This window comes from Pseudoalteromonas sp. SA25, assembly GCF_011378705.1.
GTDB classification, from domain to species: Bacteria; Pseudomonadota; Gammaproteobacteria; order Enterobacterales; family Alteromonadaceae; genus Pseudoalteromonas; species Pseudoalteromonas arctica.
Window position 1 is genome coordinate 136,487 of the sequence record NZ_WTKV01000004.1, and the last position, 26,654, is coordinate 163,140.

General features: G+C 35.8%; 15 protein-coding genes and 1 pseudogene. 12 read left to right on the forward strand and 4 right to left on the reverse strand.

Annotated elements, in window-relative coordinates; translation table 11 throughout:
• Positions 1-209: 209 nt before the first annotated feature.
• Positions 210-4,049, reverse strand: coding sequence for a DUF4062 domain-containing protein (locus tag GQR45_RS04790; RefSeq protein ID WP_165725285.1), 3,840 nt, complete (start codon positions 4,047-4,049; stop codon positions 210-212).
• Between the two features lie 159 nt (positions 4,050-4,208).
• On the opposite strand from GQR45_RS04790, the pseudogene GQR45_RS04795 reads away from it, so the two are divergent.
• The 3 genes and pseudogenes from GQR45_RS04795 (at position 4,209) to GQR45_RS04805 (ending at position 9,834) form a co-directional block, all read left to right on the forward strand.
• Positions 4,209-5,276, forward strand: a pseudogene (locus GQR45_RS04795) (IS3 family transposase).
• Positions 5,277-5,737: 461 nt separating this feature from the next.
• Entirely contained in the window at positions 5,738-9,283 is a 3,546-nt protein-coding gene (locus GQR45_RS04800; RefSeq protein ID WP_165725286.1) for an AAA family ATPase, read from the forward strand.
• Positions 9,283-9,834 (forward strand): hypothetical protein, encoded by a 552-nt coding sequence (locus GQR45_RS04805; protein WP_165725287.1) that lies wholly within the window; start codon positions 9,283-9,285, stop codon positions 9,832-9,834. The genes GQR45_RS04800 and GQR45_RS04805 overlap by 1 nt, the downstream gene beginning before the upstream one ends.
• A gap of 95 nt (positions 9,835-9,929) precedes the next feature.
• Here GQR45_RS04805 and GQR45_RS04810 read toward each other — a convergent pair whose 3' ends face one another.
• Positions 9,930-11,642, reverse strand: coding sequence for a hypothetical protein (locus GQR45_RS04810; RefSeq protein WP_165725288.1), 1,713 nt, complete (start codon positions 11,640-11,642; stop codon positions 9,930-9,932).
• Between the two features lie 736 nt (positions 11,643-12,378).
• On the opposite strand from GQR45_RS04810, the gene GQR45_RS04815 reads away from it, so the two are divergent.
• From GQR45_RS04815 to GQR45_RS04825, 3 genes are all read left to right on the forward strand, one after another.
• Positions 12,379-13,329: a hypothetical protein gene (locus tag GQR45_RS04815; RefSeq protein WP_165725289.1), complete on the forward strand. Its 951-nt coding sequence runs from the start codon at positions 12,379-12,381 to the stop codon at positions 13,327-13,329.
• A 339-nt stretch (positions 13,330-13,668) separates the two neighbouring features.
• The gene (locus GQR45_RS04820) at positions 13,669-15,036 is read left to right on the forward strand and encodes an MFS transporter (RefSeq protein WP_165725290.1); all 1,368 of its coding nucleotides are present in this window, start codon (positions 13,669-13,671) and stop codon (positions 15,034-15,036) included.
• A 680-nt stretch (positions 15,037-15,716) separates the two neighbouring features.
• Complete coding sequence (locus tag GQR45_RS04825; protein WP_165725291.1) at positions 15,717-16,847, forward strand: hypothetical protein; 1,131 nt, start codon at positions 15,717-15,719, stop codon at positions 16,845-16,847.
• A gap of 264 nt (positions 16,848-17,111) precedes the next feature.
• Here GQR45_RS04825 and GQR45_RS04830 read toward each other — a convergent pair whose 3' ends face one another.
• Together GQR45_RS04830 and GQR45_RS04835 are read right to left on the reverse strand one after the other, a co-directional pair.
• On the reverse strand, positions 17,112-17,723 hold the full coding sequence (locus GQR45_RS04830; RefSeq protein ID WP_165725292.1) for a hypothetical protein: 612 nt from the start codon (positions 17,721-17,723) through the stop codon (positions 17,112-17,114).
• A 240-nt stretch (positions 17,724-17,963) separates the two neighbouring features.
• Positions 17,964-18,296, reverse strand: a complete 333-nt coding sequence (locus tag GQR45_RS04835) for a hypothetical protein (RefSeq protein ID WP_165725293.1) — start codon at positions 18,294-18,296, stop codon at positions 17,964-17,966.
• Positions 18,297-19,180: 884 nt separating this feature from the next.
• On the opposite strand from GQR45_RS04835, the gene GQR45_RS04840 reads away from it, so the two are divergent.
• The 6 genes from GQR45_RS04840 (at position 19,181) to GQR45_RS04865 (ending at position 26,618) form a co-directional block, all read left to right on the forward strand.
• Entirely contained in the window at positions 19,181-19,498 is a 318-nt protein-coding gene (locus tag GQR45_RS04840) for a hypothetical protein (protein WP_165725294.1), read from the forward strand.
• A 154-nt stretch (positions 19,499-19,652) separates the two neighbouring features.
• Positions 19,653-20,135: a hypothetical protein gene (locus GQR45_RS04845; RefSeq protein WP_165725295.1), complete on the forward strand. Its 483-nt coding sequence runs from the start codon at positions 19,653-19,655 to the stop codon at positions 20,133-20,135.
• A gap of 15 nt (positions 20,136-20,150) precedes the next feature.
• A complete protein-coding gene (locus GQR45_RS04850) occupies positions 20,151-21,728 on the forward strand; it encodes a site-specific integrase (RefSeq protein WP_165725296.1) in 1,578 nt (525 codons plus the stop codon).
• Complete coding sequence (locus GQR45_RS04855; protein ID WP_165725297.1) at positions 21,721-24,516, forward strand: site-specific integrase; 2,796 nt, start codon at positions 21,721-21,723, stop codon at positions 24,514-24,516. The genes GQR45_RS04850 and GQR45_RS04855 overlap by 8 nt, the downstream gene beginning before the upstream one ends.
• Positions 24,513-25,793, forward strand: a complete 1,281-nt coding sequence (locus GQR45_RS04860; protein ID WP_165725298.1) for a hypothetical protein — start codon at positions 24,513-24,515, stop codon at positions 25,791-25,793. Before GQR45_RS04855 ends, GQR45_RS04860 begins: the two co-directional genes overlap by 4 nt.
• A 258-nt stretch (positions 25,794-26,051) precedes the next feature.
• A complete protein-coding gene (locus tag GQR45_RS04865; RefSeq protein ID WP_240920137.1) occupies positions 26,052-26,618 on the forward strand; it encodes a DUF3596 domain-containing protein in 567 nt (188 codons plus the stop codon).
• The last annotated feature ends 36 nt before the right edge of the window (positions 26,619-26,654 follow it).

The following is a 26,654-nucleotide window of genomic DNA, read 5'->3' on the forward strand; positions in this document are numbered from 1 at the left end:
GGTCAATAAAATTTGGCCACAGTTTTAGAATCTTGATATCTAACCTCAGATTCATTTGGCGCTAAACCGGCATTATAATGATGTGGTCTAACGTTGTTGTAATATCCGTTGATATAATCTCTCTATGATTGCGTTTATTATTCATTAAACAGTTCCCTAATGTTTTCCGGGGGGATTACCCTAAAAATCATAGTAGCTATGAAAAATTGTTATCTAAACGTTCCAATAGGGCCATCAATAGACATAAATATCTGTAAACCACTAATCAAGTGTAAGACATCGTCTGAGATAGGAAGGTTAATATCCTTTATTTGTTCAGCGTGATACAAAATTGCACCACTATCTGAATAGTTAGGAATAGCATCTAAATTAATCCAAGTAGAAAGTGCTGATTGAACATCATAATTAAGCTCAATGTGACCAATTCCAATAGCAAAACTATCCAAGGTAATTTCATTTTCACCAATCTGTAAGGCAATTACTTTTGCAATACTAAATAAATCCAGCATTGTTGCTTGTGGTTTTGTATCTGTTTTTTCCTTGTTATTTTCAAAAGCTAGTTCAGATGAGATACTTTCGTCAAAAAGAGCATCGCTAATATCTTCAAATTCTATCCGATCATAACTATCAGACTTAGTCTTTTTTTTAATCAGCTCCAAAATAGATAAAAGCTCTTCTGTTTTAGCATGTTGTTCTCCATAAAATCTTTTAGCTACTTGATAGGCACTTTCCATTGCTATCAATGCATCATTGGTCTCACCAACTTTTGTATAAGCGCCACATAAATCAACCAAACCGGCTATATACCTCTTCACCCATTCTTTTGAATGTTTATCATAAAGAGCTTTAACTACGTCACAATATTTTTCATAAAGTGTGATTGAATATATCGGGTCTCCGTATAAAAAATGTATTTGTGCAAGATGCTTTAACCCGATTAAATATAACTTTTCTCGACCAGTTTTTTTGATAAAATAAAGTTTCTCCCTAAGCTCTAAAGACTCCTTAAATAAATCAATCGCTTCAACTATTATTTCAAGCCTCTGGTACATCGTAGCTAAATTATTGAGTGCGCGAGCATAATCTAATTCCGTTTGACTATTTCCTCGTACAACAAGGCTTTTCCGAAGTTCATAAACCTCCTCATAATTAACTAGAGCTTTGTCATAATTTTTATTGCTAACAAATGATTCAGCGATATAGTTTATTATTCTTGTATATAATGAACCATATTTTATTTTATTTTCATTAAAAACTAATGTGAGATTATTTTTAGCATTAACTAAGTACTCATGTATTGATGCTATCTGCCCTTGGTTATAATAATAATCAGCTTGCTCTACAATAGCTTTCGCATAATCGAGCCCCCACTGAGTCGGGTTTTGACTGAAGAGCTTTGTTATTATGCTTTCTTGTTGCTTAAAGCAATTTAGAGCTAAGTGCATTTTTTGTTGCTTACTATAACACTCACCTAATTGACCAAGTGCATATATATATTGGCTCGTCACGTCATCAGAATATTCATTTTCATATAAACTAAATAACTTAGTGGTTAATTTTTCTCTATAATACTGCTCTTGCTCATAATCGAATAAGCTGTAGTAACAATCGCAAATTCCTTTTATGCTTTCTACATAAACGATTATCCACTGCCTTTTGGATTCTTCATTAATAAGTAAAAGTTCAGCTGCATGCAAAGAGCTTTTAAAAGCACACTTGGCACTTTCCAAATTACCTGAAAGGTATTCATCATTTCCTATTTTTAGAAGGTTAGTAAAATATTTCTCTTGCCAAAAGAATATAATCTCAGGCGTTTTAGCAATAAATTCTGCATACTTTTGATGTACCTCTTCATCATGGAAATGAAATAAAAATTGCGACACCAAAATAGCATAGAGATCATCCCACTCATTTCTAAAAGCTCCCTTACTTTTTTGACTTTTAATGATTAAATGCTGTGTGGACTCTATAATAGCTTGGTACTGCTTTTTTAAATTAGGGAGTTTCATAATGGCATCTCTAAATTCTCGATTAGAGATATAAAGTAACTGGGCACCACCTTCAAATTTAATGCTTAAAAAAGGTTTAAGTTCATAACTCAGTCTAGACCAATGCACGATGGGAAGCTCTTTCGTAATATTCTGATGCCAATTATCTGGAGCTATCAATTCAATAAAATCAGCATCATCCGACAGCAATTGTAATAATTCATACTCACTTAATCCTTTAGACGCGAGTAAATAACTCAACACCCTGTATACAAACTCTTTATGGTGATGACCTGTATTTATAAGATCATCGATAAAATTATTACCGGTGAAAAGCAATTCATTATTACTTGTATTTACCACTTTATTACTATGCCAATGCTTCATTTCACTGATAGCTAGACTGATTGAAAAAGGTGTAATATCGGAACTAAAGTGGTTTAAAATACTTTCTTTTTGTTGACTTTGTAGAGTACGCCCAGCTTGCAGTAAAAGCCTATCAATAAGGTCAGCCGGCTTCTCAAAAGAAGGTAATTTAACGAATTGGTCTGTGATTGTTTTTAAAATATCGAACGAACTACTGTCGCCTGGGTATCTTTCATCATTTAATACTGAGATGATAATTTTGACTTGTGGGGGGAGTTTATCAGGGAGCCAATAATAATTAGTACTGTCATGTAATTGCTCTAATCCATCAATAAAAATAACAGTTGGAGATTTTACGTTTAGCAACTCAGAGTACATACGTTTTTCTAATCTGCTATTTAAATTATCCCTGTTACTTAGCTCGGAGTAAATAGATCCATTCGATGGTAATTCATTGCTAACATCTATGTTTAATTGTTCGAATAAAGAAATGAGTATCTTTTTCATAGACGTTGAATTAGTCGTTGCGCCAACAAAACAATATAATATATTTTCATTTGGCATCATTTGTTGTGTTTGTTTAATTGCCTTAGCCATCAAAGCAGACTTACCACTCCCCGATTTACCTATGATACCCAACGGTTGTTGATTATCATTGAAAATATACTCATTAATTTGTTTTAACTGCTTCTCTTGTCCGATAAAATTTTTACGTTTAATTTTTGAAAAATATTTTTGCTCTACAAGCTCGACTTCTAAAGAAGTCTGAGGGTTTTGTTCTTCTCGTTCTTTTTGGGCATCAATCTGTGATCTCAAGAACTGAGTTATTTTTTCTTGAAACTCAAGTAAATAACTTTCATCTAGTCTATTATTCTCTATTTGCTTCACTTCTATCTGTAAACTATTTTCAGGAAGTAATATCTCGCTCACCTTATTTTTAAAGGCTTTAGCTTTCTTTTTATCGTCAACACTTTCAATTAATGTATCAACTGTTTTTGAACTAGAAGCAACTGAGCGAAAAAAACCAAAAATATGCTGTCTATCTATTTCAGGCGATATTAGAGTTTTTTTCATTAATTTTCTTTGAAACATAGTAGGTTTTAAGTAAGAAATAATTCCTTCATCTACCTCTGCTTCTGTCGCTGAGTTAAAGTATTTTCTTTTTTCCTGGCGGTTGACTTTAGTATCTGAAAATAGCTTTTCAGCAGCCCTTTGTAAAATACCTCTTAACTTAGTTTCCTCTTTTCCCCAAGACTCAAAAGCTATAAATTCACCTACTCTTTCTTGTAAAACATATGATATTGGAAGCTGATTAAGATCTTTTATATACCATTTATTTAAGCTTTTCTTTTCTTCTTCAGTTATGATTCTACAAAGAGCTTCAAACTCTAGTGATTCAATCTCACAGGGTAATGGTACCCAGCCATAACGATCTCCTAGCATCACTAAGAAATTGGGGTGTTGGAATGCTTTACATGCCTTAACTTCATCTAAACATAGCTCGAGTGTCTTTTGATTTAGCTGAGCTTCATTGCTCACTCCCCATCTCAAATCGATAGGTTGGAAAGCATATCCCTGTTCTAACGCATACTCCCTTATTTGCGGAAAGATCTTGCTCTGTAGAACCTCCCTCTCTCCTTTGAAGTCACTAAAAGTTGAGCTAATAAACAATCTGAATGTTTTCGATCTATTCAATGTTAAGTTCCTTTTATTAATACATTCAATCTACACTGATTATAAACAGGTTATTTCGTAAGCGTCTAGTACTAAAGATCTACTTTAATATTCCATGGTAGTGGACTTCCCATAGTTTGCTAGACACCTAATGAGTTACATTGTAATTTCTAATTAGAGGTGTTTTATGAGCAAAGGCAAGTTTATACCCAAGAGTTTAAAGAAGCGGTTGTTAAAAAAATTACTGAGCGTGGATATTCAGTTGCAGGAGTCGCTGAACGATTAGATATTTGTACCAAAACGCTATACCACTGGCGGAGCCAGTTATCAGATAAACCTATATCCGTTCAATCATCCGATGAAAAACTTAAGATCGCTAAATTAGAGGCACAATTTTATTGACCACTACATGAAACGTGTCACTGAGAAACGGGGCATTTTAAAAAAGGCCGCAAGGTACTTTGCCAGCAACCCCGAGTAAAGTACGGCTTCATTCGTGATCACCAAGATGAGTTTTCCATCACTGCGATGTGCCGCCTTTTTAAGCTGCATCGTAGTGGTTTTTATGCGTGGTTAAAAAAGCCTATAAGCGATAGAACGATTGAAGATAATCGCTTGTTGAAGCTCATTAAAGCGCTTTATGTAGCCAGTGGCTGCACGTATGGTAGTCCTTGGATACATGCAGACTTACGTGAAGGCGGTAAGACATCGCGAATTGCAGATAACTTATTAGCGCGTCAATTTAACCCGCCAGCGCCAAACCAATCGTGGGTGAGCGACATAACTTACATAAGAACTTATGAAGGTTTTTATATGTGGCAACAGTGATGGATTTATTCTCTAGACGTATTGTGGGTTGGTCAAAGGATAAAAATATGGATAAGTACCTTGTTATAAACGCACTATTGATGGCTGTATATCAACATCAACCGAAGGCTGAGGTAATGGTGCACAGTGATCAAGGTAGTCAATACGGTAGTGCTGGAAAGAACATAATCTTGTGCCTTCGATGAGCCGCGCCGGAAACTGTCATAATAATGCGGTTGCTGAAAGCTTTTTTGCGACGATTAAAAATCGGATAATTAAGCGTAAGATATACTCAACACGCGAAGATGCGAAGATACGAAAGCTAAGATATTTGATTTTATAGAAATAATTTACAAGCCAAAAAAGCGCCATTCACACACAGGCGGTGTTTCACCTGCTAAGTTTGAGGAAGAGTACTATTCTGAGTTAAAAACTGTCTAGTGAAAGCTGGGAAGTTCAATCTCCATTTATTATTAACATGCACTTTGCCAGACGTTTATAGTTTATAAAAATATTGAAAAATAATGGTTTCATTATATTTTTCATTCCGTTATAAATACTCAGTGGAAGTAAGTTACCTTTTACTCACTTCAAATTAACTAAAATGGAATGTAGTTATGTCTTTTAATAATGTAGTTGGGAATTTCTTTCACGGTAAAAAAGTAACGTATAACGAACAGATTTTAGACTATGATCATTTGTCTGGTACAGACAGCTTAATACCTTTTATTCTCACCATGTTGAACTGGTCATTGAAAGACACCGTTCTCGAAAATAAACTTGTAACATTTGATCTCATTTTACGAGAAGACACATTATTCGGATTCGAAGCTAAGAATATCATTTTTCATCACCCTAATTGTGTCAATTTACTGTTAACTAGCTTTCCCATGCATGAAGTTATGATTTCATTACTACCGAATGAGAGTTTATGTATAACTAAGTTTGTTAATACCCAGCGATATGAAAGTAAACACTCTGCCGAAGAGGGAGACACTATATCTGTTGAGCAAGTGATGAGATGTTTTTTCTCTGAGGAATACGATGGAAAAGCCCCTGTTCCTGCTCTTTATGAAACAATTCGATTATTTGACAAAGAGACACACACGACGAGTCCTATTGAAACAATCAAGCACACCCCCTCGCCACCTTTTGATATAAAAAAGTATTACTCTTCGCTATCAAAACAGACTAGAGAATTATTTGATGAAATAACTATTGTTTCAACGGCGAACTATCTCTTAAAAAACTCAGACTTGAGTATTTCGAATAATGAATATGCCCGATTAAAGCTAGATAGCGTCTCGCCAGATCTCTTTTTTTCAGCCATACTAAGCGTCCCTTTCATGCTCGAAACCTTAGCGGCAGAGCTTAATTGCTTTCATTATCAAGTTATTTTTCCACAACAAGTCTATGATTACCGTGAGAACATCGAGGATGTAGTCGATGTGCGCACTTTCGATTCTGAAAAGGGCAGTACAACAAACTGGTATGCCGAAGCTAAGCGCCCTGTATTTAACCTTAGATTCAATCCTTCGATTGAATCATCTTTAAATAAAGCGTTTAATGGTAATGTCCTCGATACTAACCTGTTAATTAAATCAATACTTGAGATAGACGATGAGTTTATTAACGAGCTTAAAGCAATTAATAACAGTAAAAATCGCTCAATAAAATCATTAAAAACATCAAAAAGAATACAAGAAGCGTTAAGTGATCGCATCATTGGTCAAAAAAAAGCAATGGAAGGCATCGCTCAAGGGTATTTATCATCATGCCTGCATCGTAGTGAAGGTCCTCGAATGATTTATACATTCGCTGGTCCCTCTGGCGTCGGTAAAACATACTCTGCCACTCGTTTTGCTGAACTACTCAATGATGTTGAAAACTCAGGCTACGGGTTTAATGTGTTTAATATGGAACATTTTACCCATGAGCACGATCCAAAAAAATTAGTTGGCTCGGGTAACCAATATACTGATGCCTCGCTTGGATTGCTTACCAACTTAGTAAGAATAAATCCTCGCCAAGTATTACTTTTTGATGAAGTTGAAAAAGCACACCCTAATGTAATTCAATCGTTGTTAACTATTCTAGACTCTGGGTATACAGAAGATGCGACCAGCTTAGAAGAAATTGACTTTACCCAATCCATTATTATTTTTACGACAAACTTAGGGCAAGAGTTATTCAATAAAAATAACCAACATCATCAAGTAAACGTATTTGATGTACTTCGTACATCTAAGAATGGTCAGACGGGACAAAGCCTAGCGCCTGAATTTGTGAATCGACTATCAAAAGGTTATTCGGCTTTATTTTCTGGTTTAAAAGTAAATCACTTTATTAAGGCTGCCGAAAAAGTATTGATTCATGACACCCTCGGCATGGGTGGTATAACGTTTAAATGGCCAGAGAGTTTTCCACGTTTCTTACTTAAAAGTTTAGCGCCTGAAATTACCATGCGGCAAATAGAGCACTCACTTCCTGAATTACAAGCAAATATATTACAAAAATCAATTTCATACTTAGACGAAGAACAAAGTAATATTTTTATTAATGTGAACGTCAGTGATGATTTAGCCCAAGCGAGTCAAAATATTTTTTTAGTGTTAGATGATGATAAGCGTGTTTATGACGCTATAAACCAATCATTAAGCAGTGAAAGCATTACCCTGTGCGCTAATAAAAACGACATACCCCACCTTCTTGAAATGCTAAGACCTCAGAGCCTGTTAATTGATGTTGATTCTCTGGATGCAAATAGATTTGCTGAACTAGTTGATGAGATGTCTAGCAAAAACCCTGAGCTAATTTTATTTTCTTATCAATTAATAAGTGAATCACATTCAAGGTATAACGCTAATCACGAAGAAGTTAGAGAGCACTTTAGTTTAGATGCGGTATCTGTCACACAAGCGTTGGTAGATATGTTTAAACGGATTAATTTCTACATTGATACTGAATATTCGCTAACTCGCATGTGTAATCAAAATCAAATGCTCAAATATAACATCTCTGTTGAGAAGTCGTCAGATGGTATTGAAGTGACCTTTCATGACTTAAATACCCAACAACTTATTTATTCCAATGATCTACGTGAAAGTGATTTTTTCTCTCAATCAGCTCCCACTGACAAACTATCCGATGTAATTGGACTCGAGCGTGCTAAGAATCGCCTTAATGATGTTATTGGATGGTTAAAACAACCATCCAAACTGAATAACTTTGGTATATCAGTACCCGCAGGTTACTTATTTGCAGGCCCCCCTGGAACAGGTAAAACACTTCTAGCAAGGGCTGTCGCCGGTGAATGTGATTTACCTTTTTTCAGTGTATCAGCCGCTGAACTTTCAGCTTCACATCATGGTGGAACAACACAAAATATTAAAAAACTATTCTCCACAGCAAGGAAATATGCACCCGCTATTGTTTTTATTGATGAGATAGATGCTATTGCTGCAGCGAGAACAGCAGGCACTTCAGGAGCCGCTCAAGATGCAAACCAAACCGTCAATGCATTATTAACCGAAATGGATGGTTTTGATGATAAATGCCAAATTTTTGTATTAGCTGCAACAAATCACCCAGAAAAGCTCGACCGTGCAATTACCCGCCCTGGGCGGTTTGACGAGACTATATATTGTGATTTACCCAATAAAGAAGCACGTACTCTCTTTTTCACTCAATACGCCTCACAGCATAATTTAAACTGGACTGATGATGAACTACTTAATCTGGTTGCACTTTCACAAGGGATGTCTCCTGCTGAAATTCAGCAGGTATTAAAAGAAGCGATACAGTTTGCGGTATCAAATGATGTCCAACTGTCTAAAGAGATTATTGAAAAAACAATGATCAGAGTGAGGTATGGCTCCCCTTCTGAACATTTATTTTTAAGCGGAGACGAAAAACGTAAAACAGCCTATCACGAAGCCGGTCATTTAGTAGCGCACCACCTTTTATTCCCTAAACAACATATTGACTTCATTACTATAGAGCCTCGTAATCAAGCCCTTGGATTTGTCGCCACACGACAGCCAGATGAATATGAGAGCTACTCAAAAATTACTATAATGCGCAAACTACAAATGCTCCTTGCCGGAAGAATTGCAGAAAAACTGTGCACAGGCTCTGCTGATGAAATAAGCACGGGTGCAAGTAACGATATTGAAAAAGCCACACAATTAGCGATGCATGCCGTTTATCAAGGGGGAATAGAGCCATCTGTAGGGCCATTAAATGTTGGCCTACTCACACGTTTTGAAGAGAGTGACTTACTTGCAAATGCGCAAAATGCAGTAAAAAGGTGGATTGAAACGGCAGAAAAAGAAGTGGAAGTGTTACTTATTAAACACTATTCATTACTCGAAGTCGTTGCTGAAAAGTTGATTGATGAAGAGTCCTTGATGGGCCACCAAATTTTAACACTATTAGAGGATGCGTAATGGCAATAACGAACGATGAGCTTGCTCAATATCTCAAAATCAATTACTTATCTTACGTATACTCAAAGGAAGATGATGTATTCATAAGTCCTGAAAAAAGTAATGTATATACGATAAGCATATACCTAGAGAAAGGCGGCACAATTTTACATGTCGTCGCGGATTATAAATGTGACTTTTTTGAATATACGGGTGTTACTTACCAAGAGCCCAACATCGTCACCCTATTAAAGTATATGTTACAGGAAAATGAGACCTACTCTTCAGGGTATTGGTGTTTAACTAAAGAGCATTCGCGCATCCAATTTCGTCAAACTTTATATTTAGGTGACACTAAAATGACGAGTATTACGCCAATCATAGACATGATAGCCGTTATATCCAGCGAAGAGCAGCGTGACAGGCTTCATAAAATTTGGCTACTAATTAACCCTGATAATGGCAAGGTTGATGATACTAAAAGTTTTTTGGCTAGTGCAAAAAAGGCACAAAAACAATATTCTCAAGAGACACAAGACATGCTTGATTATCTCATTGGCGATCTCGAGTAAGCTCTCCCCGTGACATCACTTCCTTCTATTCACGGGGATTAGGTTAGCTATTCAAGATACACAAAACCTGTTTCACATACACTTTCGACTACAAATTAAGCTATTCGGCCTTTTCGTAATACTGTAAAACCGAGTATTATAGTAAGTAACCAACTAAGAGAACCTCCAGACCCTTCTTTTTCCTCAACGACTACAAGTTTTTCGACGTCAGTGACTGAAACCGTTACATGTTTTGTCACCTCAGCTTCATTATCAGAAACCATTAATTGAAACACTAATTCTGTATCTTGTGTCACTTCAGGCGCAGTAAACTCTAAACTAAGACCGCCTGTATCAGCTAATACTACACTTGGCCCACTTAATTGAGTCCATAAGTAAGTTAACTCGTCATTATCAGAGTCGATGGCTGATGCAGTTATGAATACTTTAGTCCCTTCATTAACCGTTTTAGATTCAACTAACGTTATTTCTGGCTTCTGATTTGTAGTAACGTTAAAATCTATATCAAATAAATTATTACTACCGTTAGTATCAACGTCGAAAGAAGCTGATGATAATTCGCCAGTAAGTTCATATTGACCAATATCGCCGCTTAAAAGAAAGTGCATATCCAGCATTTCTTGGGCATCTAACCTTTGAACTGTGCACGACAGAACAGAACCATCAAGTATTTGGCAATCACCATTATCTAAAAGCGCATTTGATAACACCACTCCCTCAGGGATACGTATTTCAAGAAGAAGATCATTTACTGGAGTCTCGGTGAAGTTTTCTAAAATAAAATCAATATCAACCCTCTGGCTTGGCTCTGCATGAAAATTAGTATTTTCTATACTAAGCGCAATATCAATAACCTTACCAGTCCCTCGACACCAGCCTACATCACATAGAATATAAGCTGCAGCCCCCAAATTTAATACATTACCACCAACAGACCACATTAGCTGTTCAGGGTATACATTAGGTGAAAAATGAGCGATCTCTTGACCATCAAGTTCACCATCTGCATGTAATTCAACCGCACCATTGTGGATACCTGCGGTCAGTAAATCAGCTAATTTTGACTGTGTCGTATTCGATCCGATAAATAATAATCTATCATTAGAAGAGACCAGCTTTTCTTTTTCACTAATTGACAAATCATCAAAAACCTCTAAAGGCTCGCCTTGCCCAAATACAAATTTAGTGAAGTGACTCGGTAAAGATATTGGTTCAGGAAAGCAATTGCCTAAACAATCTAAATTAGCGAACCCCATAACATGGGCTAGCTCATGTAAGGTTGTTGAAATAAAGCTTCTATCTACACCATTATTATCAAAACCAAGGTATGTTGAATCAGTAGCGGAAAAACTTGTTCTACTCACAGGATAAATTTCTAAACCCCAAAAATTAGACTCATTATCCTGTAATGAGTAAAGTAAGTTTATAGGGTACTGCCGACCAACTTCTAAAATCCCATATGGATTTGATTGACCTTCAATAAAGCTGGTAAAGCTTGGCCCACGTGTAATAGCGCCATAACCATCTAAATCAGAAAACTCAACTTCTATTGTAAAGTTAGACGCTATATTTATTTGAGATTCAATCATGCGGACAGCACGAAACAAAACGTTCTTGCGTGCTTCACCTAGTGTTTTAGCATTATTGCCACCTACAGCCGAATATTGCTCTTGGCTATTAAAACCCACCCCCTCGGCATCGGCGAATACTACTTTTATTTGACCTGCATGAGCTATAAAAGGGGATGTAAAGAGCGATGCAAGCAGTGTATTTCGTAAAAACTTATTTCTGAGTAAAGTTTCAATCATATGATTACCATGTTATATTTTTTATAATAGATACTGTCAGTATGCGTCCTGCTGTAAACAAACTAAAAAGTTTCAATTCAAATTGAAACGTATAGTTCATAAGGGGGAGTAGTTAAAAATATAATAATTAGGTTTATCTTTGATTAACACTTTAAACGTACTTAGTGTAGTCACAGGTAAAACTGTCATAAGTTATATATTTCATAATAAGTCCCTTTAATAATGAAAAAGTAACCATAGTAACTTGTGTTATAAACAGCTCCCTCTCGATGAGATTAAAGGCTAGTCACTGTTACAGGCATATACTCTACACTGTCTTTTTCAATAAAATTACGCGCAAGTAAACCTGCATAAATCTAATAGTAGGTTCTTATAGATCATCAGGTTTGTCAATTAGTTCTTAGTGAGATTATCTAACCATCCAGCTGCTCGATAGTAGAGTAAAAACGCTCAGTAATTTACTTATTATATTCATGGGTATATCGTTTGCCTTTGCCCATAAACAACTTGAAAATTACAATGTAACTTATTTAGTGCCTAGTAAACTGTAAGAAGTCCAGTCTCTATTATTGAAACACCTCAAATTAATCGTGGTGATTAGTACCTGATATGAAGGGAGCCATATTTTAATTCAACACATTAATTTTGTAACTTAAGTAATACGTATGTGCATGGTATATTAATTAAAATAGAAAGCACTTGTTTAAAATAACTTTACAAATCTTGAGGGAATTATATGGCGATAAGGAAAGTAAAAAAAATAGAAGTTGGCGACGAAGTCTTCGTTTTTGGAATTGAGAAACAAGGCAAGGTTGAAAAAATAAGTGGGGCTTACTATAGAATTGAAGGTATAGGTGTTAAACACGCTGATAGTATTGAAAGGCTTGGTAAGGCAAGGTTCTGCCAAACAAAAACGATAGAATCTATAAGAGATTTGGTTAATTTCCTTAATAGTATTCCTGATGAATTAGCCTATGAGGCCTTTTTAGAAGTGAACTTCCTTCACGAAGAAATTGATTCATTCGCCCAACTTGATGAATCCCATAAGCTGCCTGAAGATGTTTCTTATAATGAAGAAACTTTTGATCCCTACGATGATCTATGCACTTATGAAGCTGAACACGATGATAATAAAGGTGTAGCAGGACTAAAGAACTGGGGCAAAGAGATTGAAGAACATCATCACGATAGTATGGATAACTTGCTAGTTCATACTAATGAGGATGGCTTTAGAACACATATAGTAATAAACCTAGCTGTAAGTAAGAAGAGGGCAAAGGCAGTTATTTCTCTAAAGTACGTTTCAGATCCAATTCATCTATTAGAGGGTATGGAAGATATAGAGCAAAAAATAAAATACTGGTTTACACATAACGCCCAACATACAAATAGAATGATGGAAGGCTTAAAATTGAGAAGTTCAATATTAACCCCTGAAGAAGAACAAATAAAACCTGGCCCAACATCTCTGCATGATCTGTCGTTAGTAGACAACTTACTTAAGGACTGCTTGATACTATGGCCTGAACAGCCATATGGTTCTAACTCTAAAGTTTCTTTCTCTGTCTTATTCAAAGAGTATAAGAACTATACTGACTTTATTGAACGCGTTTTTCTCATATTAGAACTAATAAAATCAAAAGGTGTGAATCAACCCGATAGTGTTCAAAAACCTGTGTCATTGTAATCACATAGTTAATTTTGTCACTTGATTAGAGGTGTTTATGCATCTCACAAATTTAGGTAACACTATGACAAACAGAACAAGAACCAACTTTACACCCGAATTTAGACTTGAATGTGTATGTAGTGACATAGTTAATTTGGCCACTCATTGAAAAATGGTGCTAAAGCCTTGTAGATTTGGCGTGATATTGAAAGTTGTGACCAAGGTTATTTCTTAAATTAACGACATTTATATATACTTAAGTTGATGTAGTCTTTGGACGTCCTCAACAACTTAAAACCCTGCACAAGCAAGTATCTTCACGTATCATTCTAAGGCTTGGAAATAGAAGGATTCAGCTTGTTTAAACTTCCCACTACTACTATTGCACTTATTATCATTTGCAGCGGATCTATTATAGGACCGCTTGGTATGGCAGGCGTTAATATCGCTATTCCAAATCTTGCCGAAGATCTACACGCTAATGCAAAAATGATCGCGTGGATGCCCACTTTGTATTTACTCAGCAGCGTAATGTTTATGCTTCCATGCGGAAAAGTGGCAGACAATTATGGCCGTAAACGTGTGTATGCTTTTGGTTTGGGTTTAAATGCAGTGGCCTCGCTGATGTGTGCGCTAGCTACCTCTATTGAGTGGGTCCTTTTCTGGCGTTTTATACAAGGTGCTGCTGGTGCCATGATTTTTGGTATAGGTGTTGCCATCATTACTTCTGTCACGCCTGATAATAAGCGCGGGATGGCACTCGGTACCTCTGCGGCGTGTGTGTACATAGGGTTGAGTGCTGCACCTGCGGTCGGTGGCTGGCTGACTGAAATGTGGGGGTGGCGGGCCGTGTTTTACTCGCAAATCCCTCTTGTACTTTTACTACTAGCTGCCATCAAATTGTTTTTACATGAAGAGTGGAAAAACGATAAAAAATCGCCATTTGACTGGTGGGGCACGGTTATTTTCTCGCTCTTTGCACTGTTCTTAGTCTTAGGGTTAAGTGATTTGCCTGATATAGCTGGGTGGCTTTTAACAGTGCTTTCAATCATCTGCTTGATGCTATTTATTGTTCACCAAAGTCGCAGTCGGCGCCCCTTAATTAGGGTGCAAATGTTTTTAGAAAGTCGTGTGTTCAGCTTATCGTTGACGACTTCATTTTTAATGTATGCCAGTAATTTTTCACTCGCCTTTTTGTTAAGTTTGTATTTGCAATATATCAAAGGATTAAGCCCCACTCATGCTGGCCAAATAATATTACTCCAAGCGGTTTCAATGGCTATCATGGCGCCACTGGCAGGTAGGCTTTCCGATAAAGTACAGCCACGCCTACTTGCCACATTAGGGTGTATAATTGTTCTCGTTGGCTTTTTTCTGCTATCCCGGTTATCAATTAGTTCAAGCACCGTTTACATTAGCGGCTCATTGTTATTATTAGGGATTGGGTTTGGCTTATTTTCGACCCCAAACAATAATGCCATTATGGGTGCTGTAGATAAAAGTGAGCTAGGCGTCGCATCTTCCTCAATGAACTTATCGCGCACTATTGGTAATTTATTTGGTATGAGCTTAATCAACTTAATTGTACATTATTACCTTGGTGACAGCACCTTTTCAGCACAAAATGGCCACGCATTAATGAGTACGATTTCATTGGCGTTTACAGTGTCACTAGGGTTTGTAATTCTTGCCAGTTGTATTTCTGCGCTGCGAGGAAGAGCTTAAAAGGATAGATTAATTATTTACTGCGTACCTACCTTAAAATACAAGGCAAGAACATGAAAAAAGTCTATTAGTTCAATACCTTTTCAAGGTAGGCTGTACTACGCATAGCTTTTTAATGCTCTTGCCCTGAGTTCTAAAGAATCATTATCAGAAGATTACAGATGGACATTAAATAATTTTGAAAACATTTCAAAAAACAAAAGAATATAAAAACTGTTATACATTTAATGAAATACTTTCTTGACAAATAAGTTGCACTTAAATATTCCACTTTAAATAAAAAACTGTTCAATCTACAAAGAAAAAGTTGAAGTTATTTTCGAATAAACATTTCATTCATTAAAAAATACAATCAATTATGACATCAAACATATTAATTAAGAAAAATAAATATCAGGATAGTTTAAAGATAAATATTAGGGAAACCGTTAATATACTTTAATTTCAAACCATAAATACCTACTCAATTAATTAAAGAGCATTATATTTATAATAACATATTAAAAATTAATTTATATCAATCAAAAGTTAACTATAACATTATATCTAAAAGCGATGAAAACCATATAAAGCAATGGTACCTCCCTTGAAGATCTTTATGTTTTTTAAGAAAACAATTATCAATTAAAATTTTTTAAAAATAAAAATACATTCAAAATCAATCTTTACTAGGAGCTATAATGAAAGAAGAAAAAATCACTGAAGAACAGGATTTTTCAGAAGACACCTATTCCAAATGGTATATATTTTTTACTATACCTATACTTTCTTCTTTGTATTTTTTTTGGTTTGTTATGAAACTTTTAATGTCTTTTATTTTTTCTCTTGGGGAGGAAGATAGAAGAGATAAAACATATGTTAAGTATTCTGAAAATGGCATACATAAAACGGGACTTTCAAGTACATATAAATCAGGTAATTTGATACGTATTCTTATAGTAGGAGCCGGTATATATTTTATATATAAAGGTATAGAAGCCTGTATTAAAGTATTTCATGCTAGTTTAGAAACCGGTGTTATTTTTCTTCTACCACTTTGTATTGCTGGCACAGCATCATTATTATTTAGTGAAAGCTTTAAAAAACATTTAAACAATGACAAATCATCACTGTCATTTGTTATTGTATCATTTGTTGGTTTAGCCATTTCTATAGCTATAACGGTATATTTATACAAAATTGATTTCTTAGAAATGGGAGATAGTAAAAATATTAAAGATGGTATTTTTTCATTGTTTTTTGTTCCTTTATTTATCTTTTCTGGTTACATATTACCTATAATGGTTTCTTTAACATCTATTTTGTTAACATTAAAAGATAAAAATAGTTATTCTATATTTGCTGTTATTTTTGCTTTTTTATTAGGTTCTATTCCTCCTTATATGCAATATCAAGAAGTTCAAAAAAATATTGAAAATAAAAAAGAGGAAATTAGAAAAGAAAAAGAAGAAATTATACAAAATAAAAAAAGAAATAAATTAAGAGAAGAACGCTATAAAGAGATGAGTATGAACGAAAAAGGTTTTACTTATTATTCTCCAGAAATAATTTCAGCTCGTTATGACCCAACAAAAAAGAAAGAAGAAGATGATAAAAGATTAACTGGCACTGGGAAAGGTAGTTTACTTATACTACCTAGTTATAAATTCAGAGTTAAGATTAGTGTTGAAGGTTTCGAAAATTATACTTATGGTATGGAAGTGCCAGTAGGGAAGTATAAAATAACATTAGAGCATGAAAAATATAGAAAACATAAGGAAATATACGAAGTAAAAGAAGGTGGTAATATCATTTATATAAAAATGATATGATAATTCCTTAAAAATAAATGACCTAATTTTTAATAATATTAGGTCATTTTTAATATAGAAAAAAGGATTTTTAGATCACGAACTTTACCTTGACTTAAAAGTATGACCTCATATTCTGTAAAATGTGCTTTTTTCATAATTTTATCTTGTGTTTACAATAAGAGAAAACTCTGCGTTTGGCTTCTATTATTTTTCAGGGGGATTACCGTAGCAAGTTTATTAAAATATGGTTCACTCTATAACTCATACAAGTACTGAAATTAATTATTTAAACGCTATAACGGAGCCTGTCCGATTAGGCGTAAGTGCGGTATATGTGGTGCTGTACCACATTTCAGATTTCTCATCTTCATTTACTAAAGCTAGCGTTTCCACATATTCATTAGGATAATTGCTATAAGTTGTTAAATCTTCTTTAGTTTCATCATGAGGCTTATTTATTAAATCAGCGACTTCCCTTCCATGTGAGCGAAAGAGTGCTGGTACAGCGAGAGATGTTGTGAAAAATAAATTATCTGAAACGCATTTCCCTCCTGAAGTGAATGAAATTGCATGCTCATGTAGTACCTCAACTTTCTTACCTTTAAAAGGTACGAAAAATTGAGTTTTAATGATAATCGCTGTATCTTTATCAATGTATCGACCTACATCAACGCAAACCGGTGTCGAATTCACAGCAGAAAACATTAGTAAATTATCAATTCCCTCAATATACCTCTGACTATAATTATATTTATTTAAATCAATCTCTTCTATAAAACTAGCGTGTTCTATCCAAAGTCCCATTAGCTTGACTGTTTTATCTTGCTTAAGATTATGGGTACCTGATGGTAAGTAAATTGCGGGTTCTAATACAAGGACCTTTAAGCCAGCCATATTATTTCCTTTTATTTTAGTTTCACTATAAGAAAATATAGTCAATATTTCAGGTTATTCCATACGGGATTTAATTTAATGCTCTATTTAACATAACGATAGTTAGTATAAAGAGAGGTTTACACTAGTGATATTTCTATGCATTAACGTTATTACCCGCTTACTTCTATCTACAAACAAAAAATGCCTTGCTGTGTTAACACAGCAAGGCATTTTAATTACAATTCGAATAGCGACTTATTACTGTACTGTCAGACCTTGTTTTTTGAACTCGATTGCTTTTTCTAATGTGAAATTTTTACTTATCCACTTTGATGCATTACGAGGCGTAAAACCGGCCATTTTCCAATCAACTATTGTCTGTGGTGATTTGATCCCAGCTTGTACCCACTCTTTAGTATCTGTTGGTGTAAAGCCATTGCTTCGCAAAATTCTAGCATCATAAGCCTGGACTCCAATCCCCTGCCAAGCACTCGCTTCTTGATAAGGCATGCCATCCCATGGACTTGAAGATGCACAACCCGCTAAAGTTAAAACACCCGCAATGATTGATCCTGCAATTATTTTTTTCATTGATACTTCCCTAATTTAATTAGCTTATAAATTTAATGCCAGAATAAGGCACATTGTGCCTAAAATAATCAATATTAGATCTAAGGAAGTAATGGATAAGTTGAATAATCAATTAAGCTATACATTTTGCCACTAGTAAGTGGTCAAACATCCAACTTCCCTTTGAACTCATATGATTTTTAGTAATTCCCCGTTATCATAAAACAAAATACATTTCATATCATCTGTCTGTTTGAATTTTAATACCGGTAGCTAGGCAAATTAATTGACGCTAGATGATTGTCAATTTAGAGTATTAAGCTTAATAAGATCCTGCTGAAAATTACTAACCCCCTAATATCTCGAGTAAACATTAACTATAGGGATATATTAGCGCTATTTGTCACGCAAATTACGAATCTAGATGTGCCATTATTTAATATAATATTCCGCAAAAACTACCCTGCATAGAATTAGTCCTTTCCACTTTTAATTAAGCACAAAAGCAAAATACATATCACGGCATAAATCTACTTTTTTAAAATCAAATTTAAAATGTCTACCCACAACATTGTTAACCTGATCAATTCTTAAATTGAAAAACATAAGTATCTTGTCTATTGACGTGCCTTTTACAGCTGAATTACTTTGAAAAAGTACCCTTCTTTTTAACGTTATTCATCATTTATCCTTTCTATCAGAAATGTGGTGCGCACTAGAAAAAGATATATTTTACATTTTAATAACAAAAAAAGTGATAAGTGGACAAAAAATGTCGATTTTAGCGTTTTTTTTTGACAGTGCCCCCTTAATTCTCGTGATTTAATAACTAAAAGAGCAATTCCATTTGATGATAGAAAAATTTATTTATCATCTTAAAGTTATATTTTTAGGAAATTACGATTATGAAGAAGACAAAAAAGTTGCCGTTAAACTCACTTCAATTGCAACAACAGCCAACACTGGCAACTTTACACCCAGACGATGAGTTAACGCTGCCAGAGCTTCCAAATATGCAGCTTCTTTCATTAGCCTTTCTTTTGAAGTCTCCTCTTAATTTCCTGCAGAGAAATAAGGTAAGCATCAAGGTGATATTAATTAGGTTTGAAAAACCGAAATTGCCGTTTAATTTCGAAATAAACAGCAAAAAAGTGGTAAGTGGACAAAAAAAAGCGATTTTAGCGTTTTATTTTGACAGTGACCCCTCAATTCCCGTGATTTAATCAAGGGAATCGCACGCAGTTATATGCAATGTAAATACGTTAGTAGTTTTTCAAAAGCTAACAACTTAAATATCGGCTTAACAGCTAATTTGTTACGCATACATTTGAAGTGCATGTCAAAGCACAGCGTAAATAACTTTTATGGTGAATTTAAATGATGAAAAAAATAAACTCTAAAACCAAAAAACTCCCCTTAAACTCGATTAATTTAATGAGTTATTCGCAGCTTCACGCGCTAACAAAGCACGATAAATTAAAATTAAAAGCGGGTGGCAATATTGATATGCTTGATATTGGTGTAATGCAGGCCATTTTAGACATACACCCACTACCAGTCACACAGAGTTCGGAAAATAATTACTATTTAGCACTTATGCCCAGTGGTTTCCTCGAGCGTTTTAAAGCCCACCCTCTGAGCGCTAAACTGACCGTTTCATTACTGGTTTATCCGCAAGAAGCTGCCGCAAGACTATTAACAATTGGTTTGTTATATAGCCCAGCGTTTTCAATGTCTCTAGCCTTATCAGGAAATACAATCCAAGAACGACTTTTATGCTTTAAAAAGCATTCATTGCCATGCCCAACTAAGAAAGTCTTAGCTAATTTAGCGAATGTACTTCCAAGCACTTTCCGTTGATATAAGGATCTTAACATGAGCAAATCTACATCCATAGCGAAAGCTAACCGGCTTAGTAATGCAGGTGGCTGCTACCCTGATGCGCATAGTTACGCCACCACACTTGCAATTTTACTGATAAAACTTGCGAAATTAGGTATGCGGAGCCGACCAGCGATTACTATGGTTGCACTCTTCATATGGCTAGCAGAAGATTGGACTAAAATTAAAAAGGCCAGTGATATACCTGATTTTAGGAGAGTCACTTGTGATGCTGATTGTACTGAGAATACATTTAGAACTTATTATGACGGGACAGTCTCTTGGGCTGAATATGCTCGACCGTGCAGATATAAAAACCATGTTATTTACTTATGGCAACCTATACCCACTTATCTCAATCCATTTTTTCAACAGTTTATTAGTAATCATAACTCTTATGGTAAACCGTTTTTAAGTTACAAAGCCAAAGAAAGCTTGTTTGAATTGATGACCACGTCATGGAAGACTCCCCGTGCATTAGCTTTATTCCCACGGGTTAATAAAAGTGAATTACAACAATATTTTAACCGAAGTGCGAAAGCCGATAATACGCTGGGTGCCATCGTTAGAATACAACTTATTGAACCTAACCAGGCCCATCATGCTAGTGCGATGTATTACCAAAGGCTTAATAGTGATTATATTCGCTATAGAATATTCGAAGCACATAACCGTTATTTATCTCGACTTATTCAAGCGGCGCGAAATAATAAATTAAATTCATTTTTTGAAGTTTATCTAAAGAGTTTTTCTGTAAAACTTATCAATGAATCGATAAAAAAAGCACGTTATTTATCGCAATCAAGCGCAATCAGCCAATTTAGAATTGAATACATTAGAGATAAAGACGGCAACGACGTCACTACTAGTACACATATTACCCCTTCTATATCTGTGGGGAGTGTTCGCTCATTAGAAGATAATGATGTGAGCTATTTCTTTACAAAGCTACATACATTGACCTTAGTCGCAAAACAAAATGCTTTCGTTAAAAGAGCGACTAAAGCAGCACTTCGCGATTATTACAATAAGGCGACTTATCGTATCGCATTGCTATTTATTGTCCTTACCGGCGCAAGGCCCACACATGCTATTAGTATTTTATCAATCTATTACTCACAAACTGATGTGGTGTTTATCAAAGACAAAGGGTGCCTTAGGCAACTCATACTTTCTGACTACTTACAGCAAGAGATTAAGCAGTACTTATTACTAAAAATGGCTATCCGCTCGCAACTTAGCATACATATTGAGTTAGATGAACTTTGGTATACCTGTAATGAAGCAAATACACCAGTAAGACTTAGCAGTAGCGGTCTTAGGTTATTCATGCATCAGTTATGGCCGGATGTTGTGCCTTACCAATTGCGTCACTTTTTTTGCTATTGCGCTAATAGTCACATGTTTTCAGACAAATTATTCGATAACGATATTGACCGGCTTATGGGCCACGAAAATCTAGGGGAGCGCCTTGGAAGTGACATGTTATCACCGAAACGTTTTAGCGTATTAAAAACCTATTTAAACACATTGCCGCAGCGATTAGGCTTGGAGGCTTTAACTCATGTCTGAACAAACTATAAAAGAACTAACAAATAGCATCAGCAATTATTTGGCGTCCGCTTGGCCATATAGCACTACACAAGAGGCTATCTTATGGATTTTGAACCATTCACCTATAATAAACAAACGAGAGCGCAGTTTAGATAAGATCGAGCTGGATTTTATTAATCGACAGCTCAATACGATTGTGACTGGGAAGCGACAAGTTTATCGTGAAGCACTTGAAGGCGTTCTTTTTTATTTAGGAAATGAATGCCAATGGCAATTGCCTGAAGCAGTCAAAGAAAAGGTGACTGATGCGAATCACCAATACTTTGAAGAACTAGCTAAAGGCTCTGCGCATGCACAGCAAATTTTTGCTTGCTACCAACAGCACAAAACACATTTTTTTGATACGAGAACATCATTAACACCATGTTTTATTGCATTGATGATAGGGTTTGAAATCGCGCCCTTTTCGTTAACGCATATTTGTGCCATTTTAAATAATCATGACTCTATTACAAATGAAGTACCTAATCCGCGCCTTGCTATAACGCATAACGCGTGTGGGGGTGATGACCCACGAGTGACCCATTACCACATTCCAGTAGTATGCCACCAATTACTGCATGATTATTATGCACAATCACTTAAGCAACTCTGCCCGCAAACTTTATACACTAGTTTAACACAGTGGTTACAAACAGAGGGACTGTCTAGAGTTCAAGAAAGTGAATGGTTTAAACACTTTCAAGTAAGTTGGTATATCCGATTTCAACTGCCGCCTATTTTTATAAAAGACTTAGCTTATCCAGAGCGTCATGTCGGCTTGCCCCAAAACATCACTGAGTCTGTGTTAAAAGCTACAGATATTTACGATATTGACTGGGATACTACCTGGTTTGAGTCATTAAAAAAATCGAGAACTAAAACACATTGGCCCCATGAAATATTACTTAAGAATATAGAAAATCTGGATGTTGTAGAGTACCCACCACTGGATGCCACTAATATTTTGCCTCGAATGCTATTTGATTATACCAAACAACTAATCGTGTACGGTGGCGTTAAAAAAGCAGAACTCGCCTTGGGCTCAATTAGAAATTACACCTCACTAAAAAGTAGGGTTGAGCCTTTCCCTTTATCTTATGCTGATGCAATTGCTAAAGAAACGGTAAACTCATGGGCACAAGCAGTTTATAAATCGATAGACTCTAATGCAGTAAAAATTAAGTTTTATACATTTTTACGTTTTTTAAGCTATCAAGAACAAACGGACTCTCTCGATTTATCGCACTTTGAAAGCCCTATAATGCCTCCTTCAGTCAGCGCTGCACGCTTAAGTGTTGATGAATGCGACTTGCTGATAGAGGCCCTAATTAACAAAGGAATTCATCACCCTTTTCGTAACTTATTCTGTGTAATTGCTGCTTTGCTGGGTTTTTACGCTATGTTGCGCCGTGGTGAAATCCTCAGATTACGTCGTAAAGATATTCGCTTTAAACCGAGTACAGGGTTGTTAACTGTTACTGTAACTAACACCGCTGAGGGCAACACTAAAAGTGACACTCCTCGTAAGGTGCACACTACGCTTCCTAAGCAGTACCGCCAGTTATTTATATATCTATTTGAGGTAAAAAAGAACTCACCTCGCGAGCAACCTTTGTTAGGGTTTGAAGGTGAAAAGTACCATTCGAGACAACTGTATTATCTACTACCTGTGTCACGTGCTTTACGATGTTTATTCGGTACACATATTAATTTTCATCATCTTCGCCACAGTGGTGTGCATATATTTATGCTGCAAACACTGCACTGTTTAAATAGTACACCCGATAATCAACGAGGAAAAACATCGCTAGAGCTAGAAATTCTATCGAGTGAGTCGGTGGCTATCCGCTTTGACTATTGGTTTGAAGGCAGAACTGTCCGTGAAGTTAATGATGCAATTTTTTTAGATGAAATGGGTACGCAGATTGGTCATATCTATTATGGCACGACACGCTGGTCATACTTACATGATATAGACTGGCTATTGCCTATTATCAGCCCAGCCCACTGCATGTATACACGCCATGGTCGCACGCACAGTGAGGTATGTTACTTACTTGGCCTAAAACCAAACTCAAATGACTTATCTCGTATTCTGCTTAAACTCAGCCCTGAATATGCAAGAAAAACACGAGTAGAGAAACGTTGTCAGCACATTTTTTTGAGCGACTATGAGCTCAAAGAGGCGATGTTTGGTAAAGCGAAAGTAACAACAATTTCATCGTCAACGGTCAAGCATAGTATCGCGTGGCAGCAATCTATTTGTGACAGTGAGCACACAATACTCGGGTTTATATTCAAATCGATGTTTAAAAATAAAGTATTCGACCTAGGTTCGCTTAGCTTTATTTGGGAAAAGGGTAGCCGGCATCATATTCAACCTCTTCCTAAAAAGCAGCGCACGGCTCTGAACTATTTACCTCCAGTTATACTTTCTGACGATAAACAGTCATTGCAAATTACGCTCGCCTGCAACACTAAAAACGCACACGCATTTAATACCGTTTTTAGACAAGCTGACTGGGGCTGGTTAAATTTTGAATTCACCTTGTGTGTTAATCGAAAAATCAAAAGTGAGCGGCAAATAACGTTACTTAAAACACAGTTTGCATGCAAAAAAGAAGATATCCGTATTTATAAACATCCTATAGGAGCAACAAAGTTAACTATTAGCTTAATACCAAAAATGTCACTTTCAAACAACGTACTCAAACTTACAGAGTATTTTATCAAATCTTTTCAATTAGATGAGGCTCAACAATGAAACCTACTATTCCTAAAGAGAAAAAACAACGACTTAAAAACACAACTAAAAATATTGATACTCGCTATTCTGATAGCCCAGTTTCTGTATTTATAGACAAGAAAGAACCATCTTTAACTTTAGTAACCGGGCAAAAACCGCTGTTTGCACAATGTAAGTTTATACTTGATAAGCGCTCTACTAACTTAAAGGATAAACAATTTTCTATTGATGGTAGTTACACCAAGCAGCTTCCTGACTATTTTGCATCAGAGCAAGATATTGAACTAAATTTTCAAGATTCGTCAGCAGGCTCTACTTTTATAGAATTAATTCAATTTGCTCCCAATGGCGAACAGGCGACATTACGCCGATGTGAATGCAGCAATGCAATTAAGGAACATATAACTTACCTTGAAAATAATAATAAGCTACCAACCACTACTGTCTCAAAATCAGTTATTGAGCGAATAATTTATGAATCTACAGAACATATGCCTTTTGAACTTTGCGAAATGAATCAAGAGCAGCAATCAATTCGCGTACAACGCGATGGAAAAGTAGAAGATAAACACTTACCCAATGATATTAAACTGCCGATTTCTATGGTCATGACACCTGAAACTACTCAACAATTAAGTGACTTATGTGACAACACAGATGGAGATGAAATAGAGATAGCCCAACAAGGGGATCTACTCACCTTCAAAGCAGATGATGGGGCGGTAACCTGCTTTGTAGGAGGCATCAACGAGTTGCGCGCGAAATCTCCTGAAAAAACACAAACTTTGCGACACGTTGAATTAAGTTTTTATGAATTTAAAGCAGAGCTTGGACACTGCGTTAAAGAGTATAACGGTATTAAACAAGCAAATAATGCATTACTCTATTTAGACGATAAGAAAGCAGCGATCGCGGTACTTACACCGCCCTATGAATTTGTTCGTCCCATTAGTACATCTAAAGTAAGCGGTAAAAAAAATAAATATTCTTTATATCGCTTTCCACCAAAAGATTTACTAGATATAAAAATCAAAGATTTAAATGGTGCCAATAGTACACGACTAGATATTATTAAATACCCAAACGGTGAACTTAAACTAGGCGTGTATTCTTCATCAAAAGATAAGTTACCTTATCGCAGTATCCCTATAGAAAATGATGAAAGCCAGCTATCCAAAGTACTCGTAATGCTTGAAAGCTTGGAGAAAATAGAAGTGACTTCACAGCATAAAAAGCAGGAAGTGCAAGAGGATTTATTTGCCTCAGGTATGTATGATGGTGATGATGAATATTAAAGCAAAAATACTGGGCAAATAAACAGTACTTGTTATATTCATAAGTAACTATTTTGATAATGGCGCGTTTTAATACTTAGTATATAGTATTAGCACAATTGAAAATAAAATAAGCAGTTGGGGTAAAAAGGCGGCAACCTCCCTACCCCGTATCGGCTGCGCTGACTTAAAACCACCCCAGCCGATGGCTTAATTCTAACGAATTCCATTGGTGAGGGATAGATCTATTTATAGTTCGACTAACTAATGGAGGCCATTATGGCTCACATTCGCATTCGTCCTAACGGGCGTATTCAATATGACTTACACCTTTATGGGCAACGCTTTCGTGATGGCACTAAGTTCATGGCAACACCTGTTAATTTAAATAAAGCCCATGCGACGCTTAAGAAAATCAATGCAAAAATTGCTTTAGAGACCTTTCAATACCGTGATTATTTTCCTGAAAGTAAAAAGGTGGCAAAGTTTGAGGTCCTACAACGCACCAAACATCCCGACCGTTTGCACCCATTTTTTAATGATTATGCAAATGAGTGGCTTGATCGTCAAAAAGCTAAATGGAAAAGCAGCTACCAAGGTATCGTGCTTAATATACTCGATACTTATTTGCTCCCTGAGTTTGGCAATATACTCGTCAGCGAAATTACACTGGCTAATGTTGATTATTTTCGTGAAAGCCTGACGATGATAAAAAAGAATGGCCGTCGTAAGCTTACGAATAAATGCATTAATGGCATTTTGTGGCCACTCATCGCTATTTTGAGCCTAGCCGCCGAAGAGCATGACTTCCCCTGTAGTGGTAGAGTAATTTTGGTCACCCATTAAGAAAGAAATGTTATGCTATTTGCATATAAATTTGGG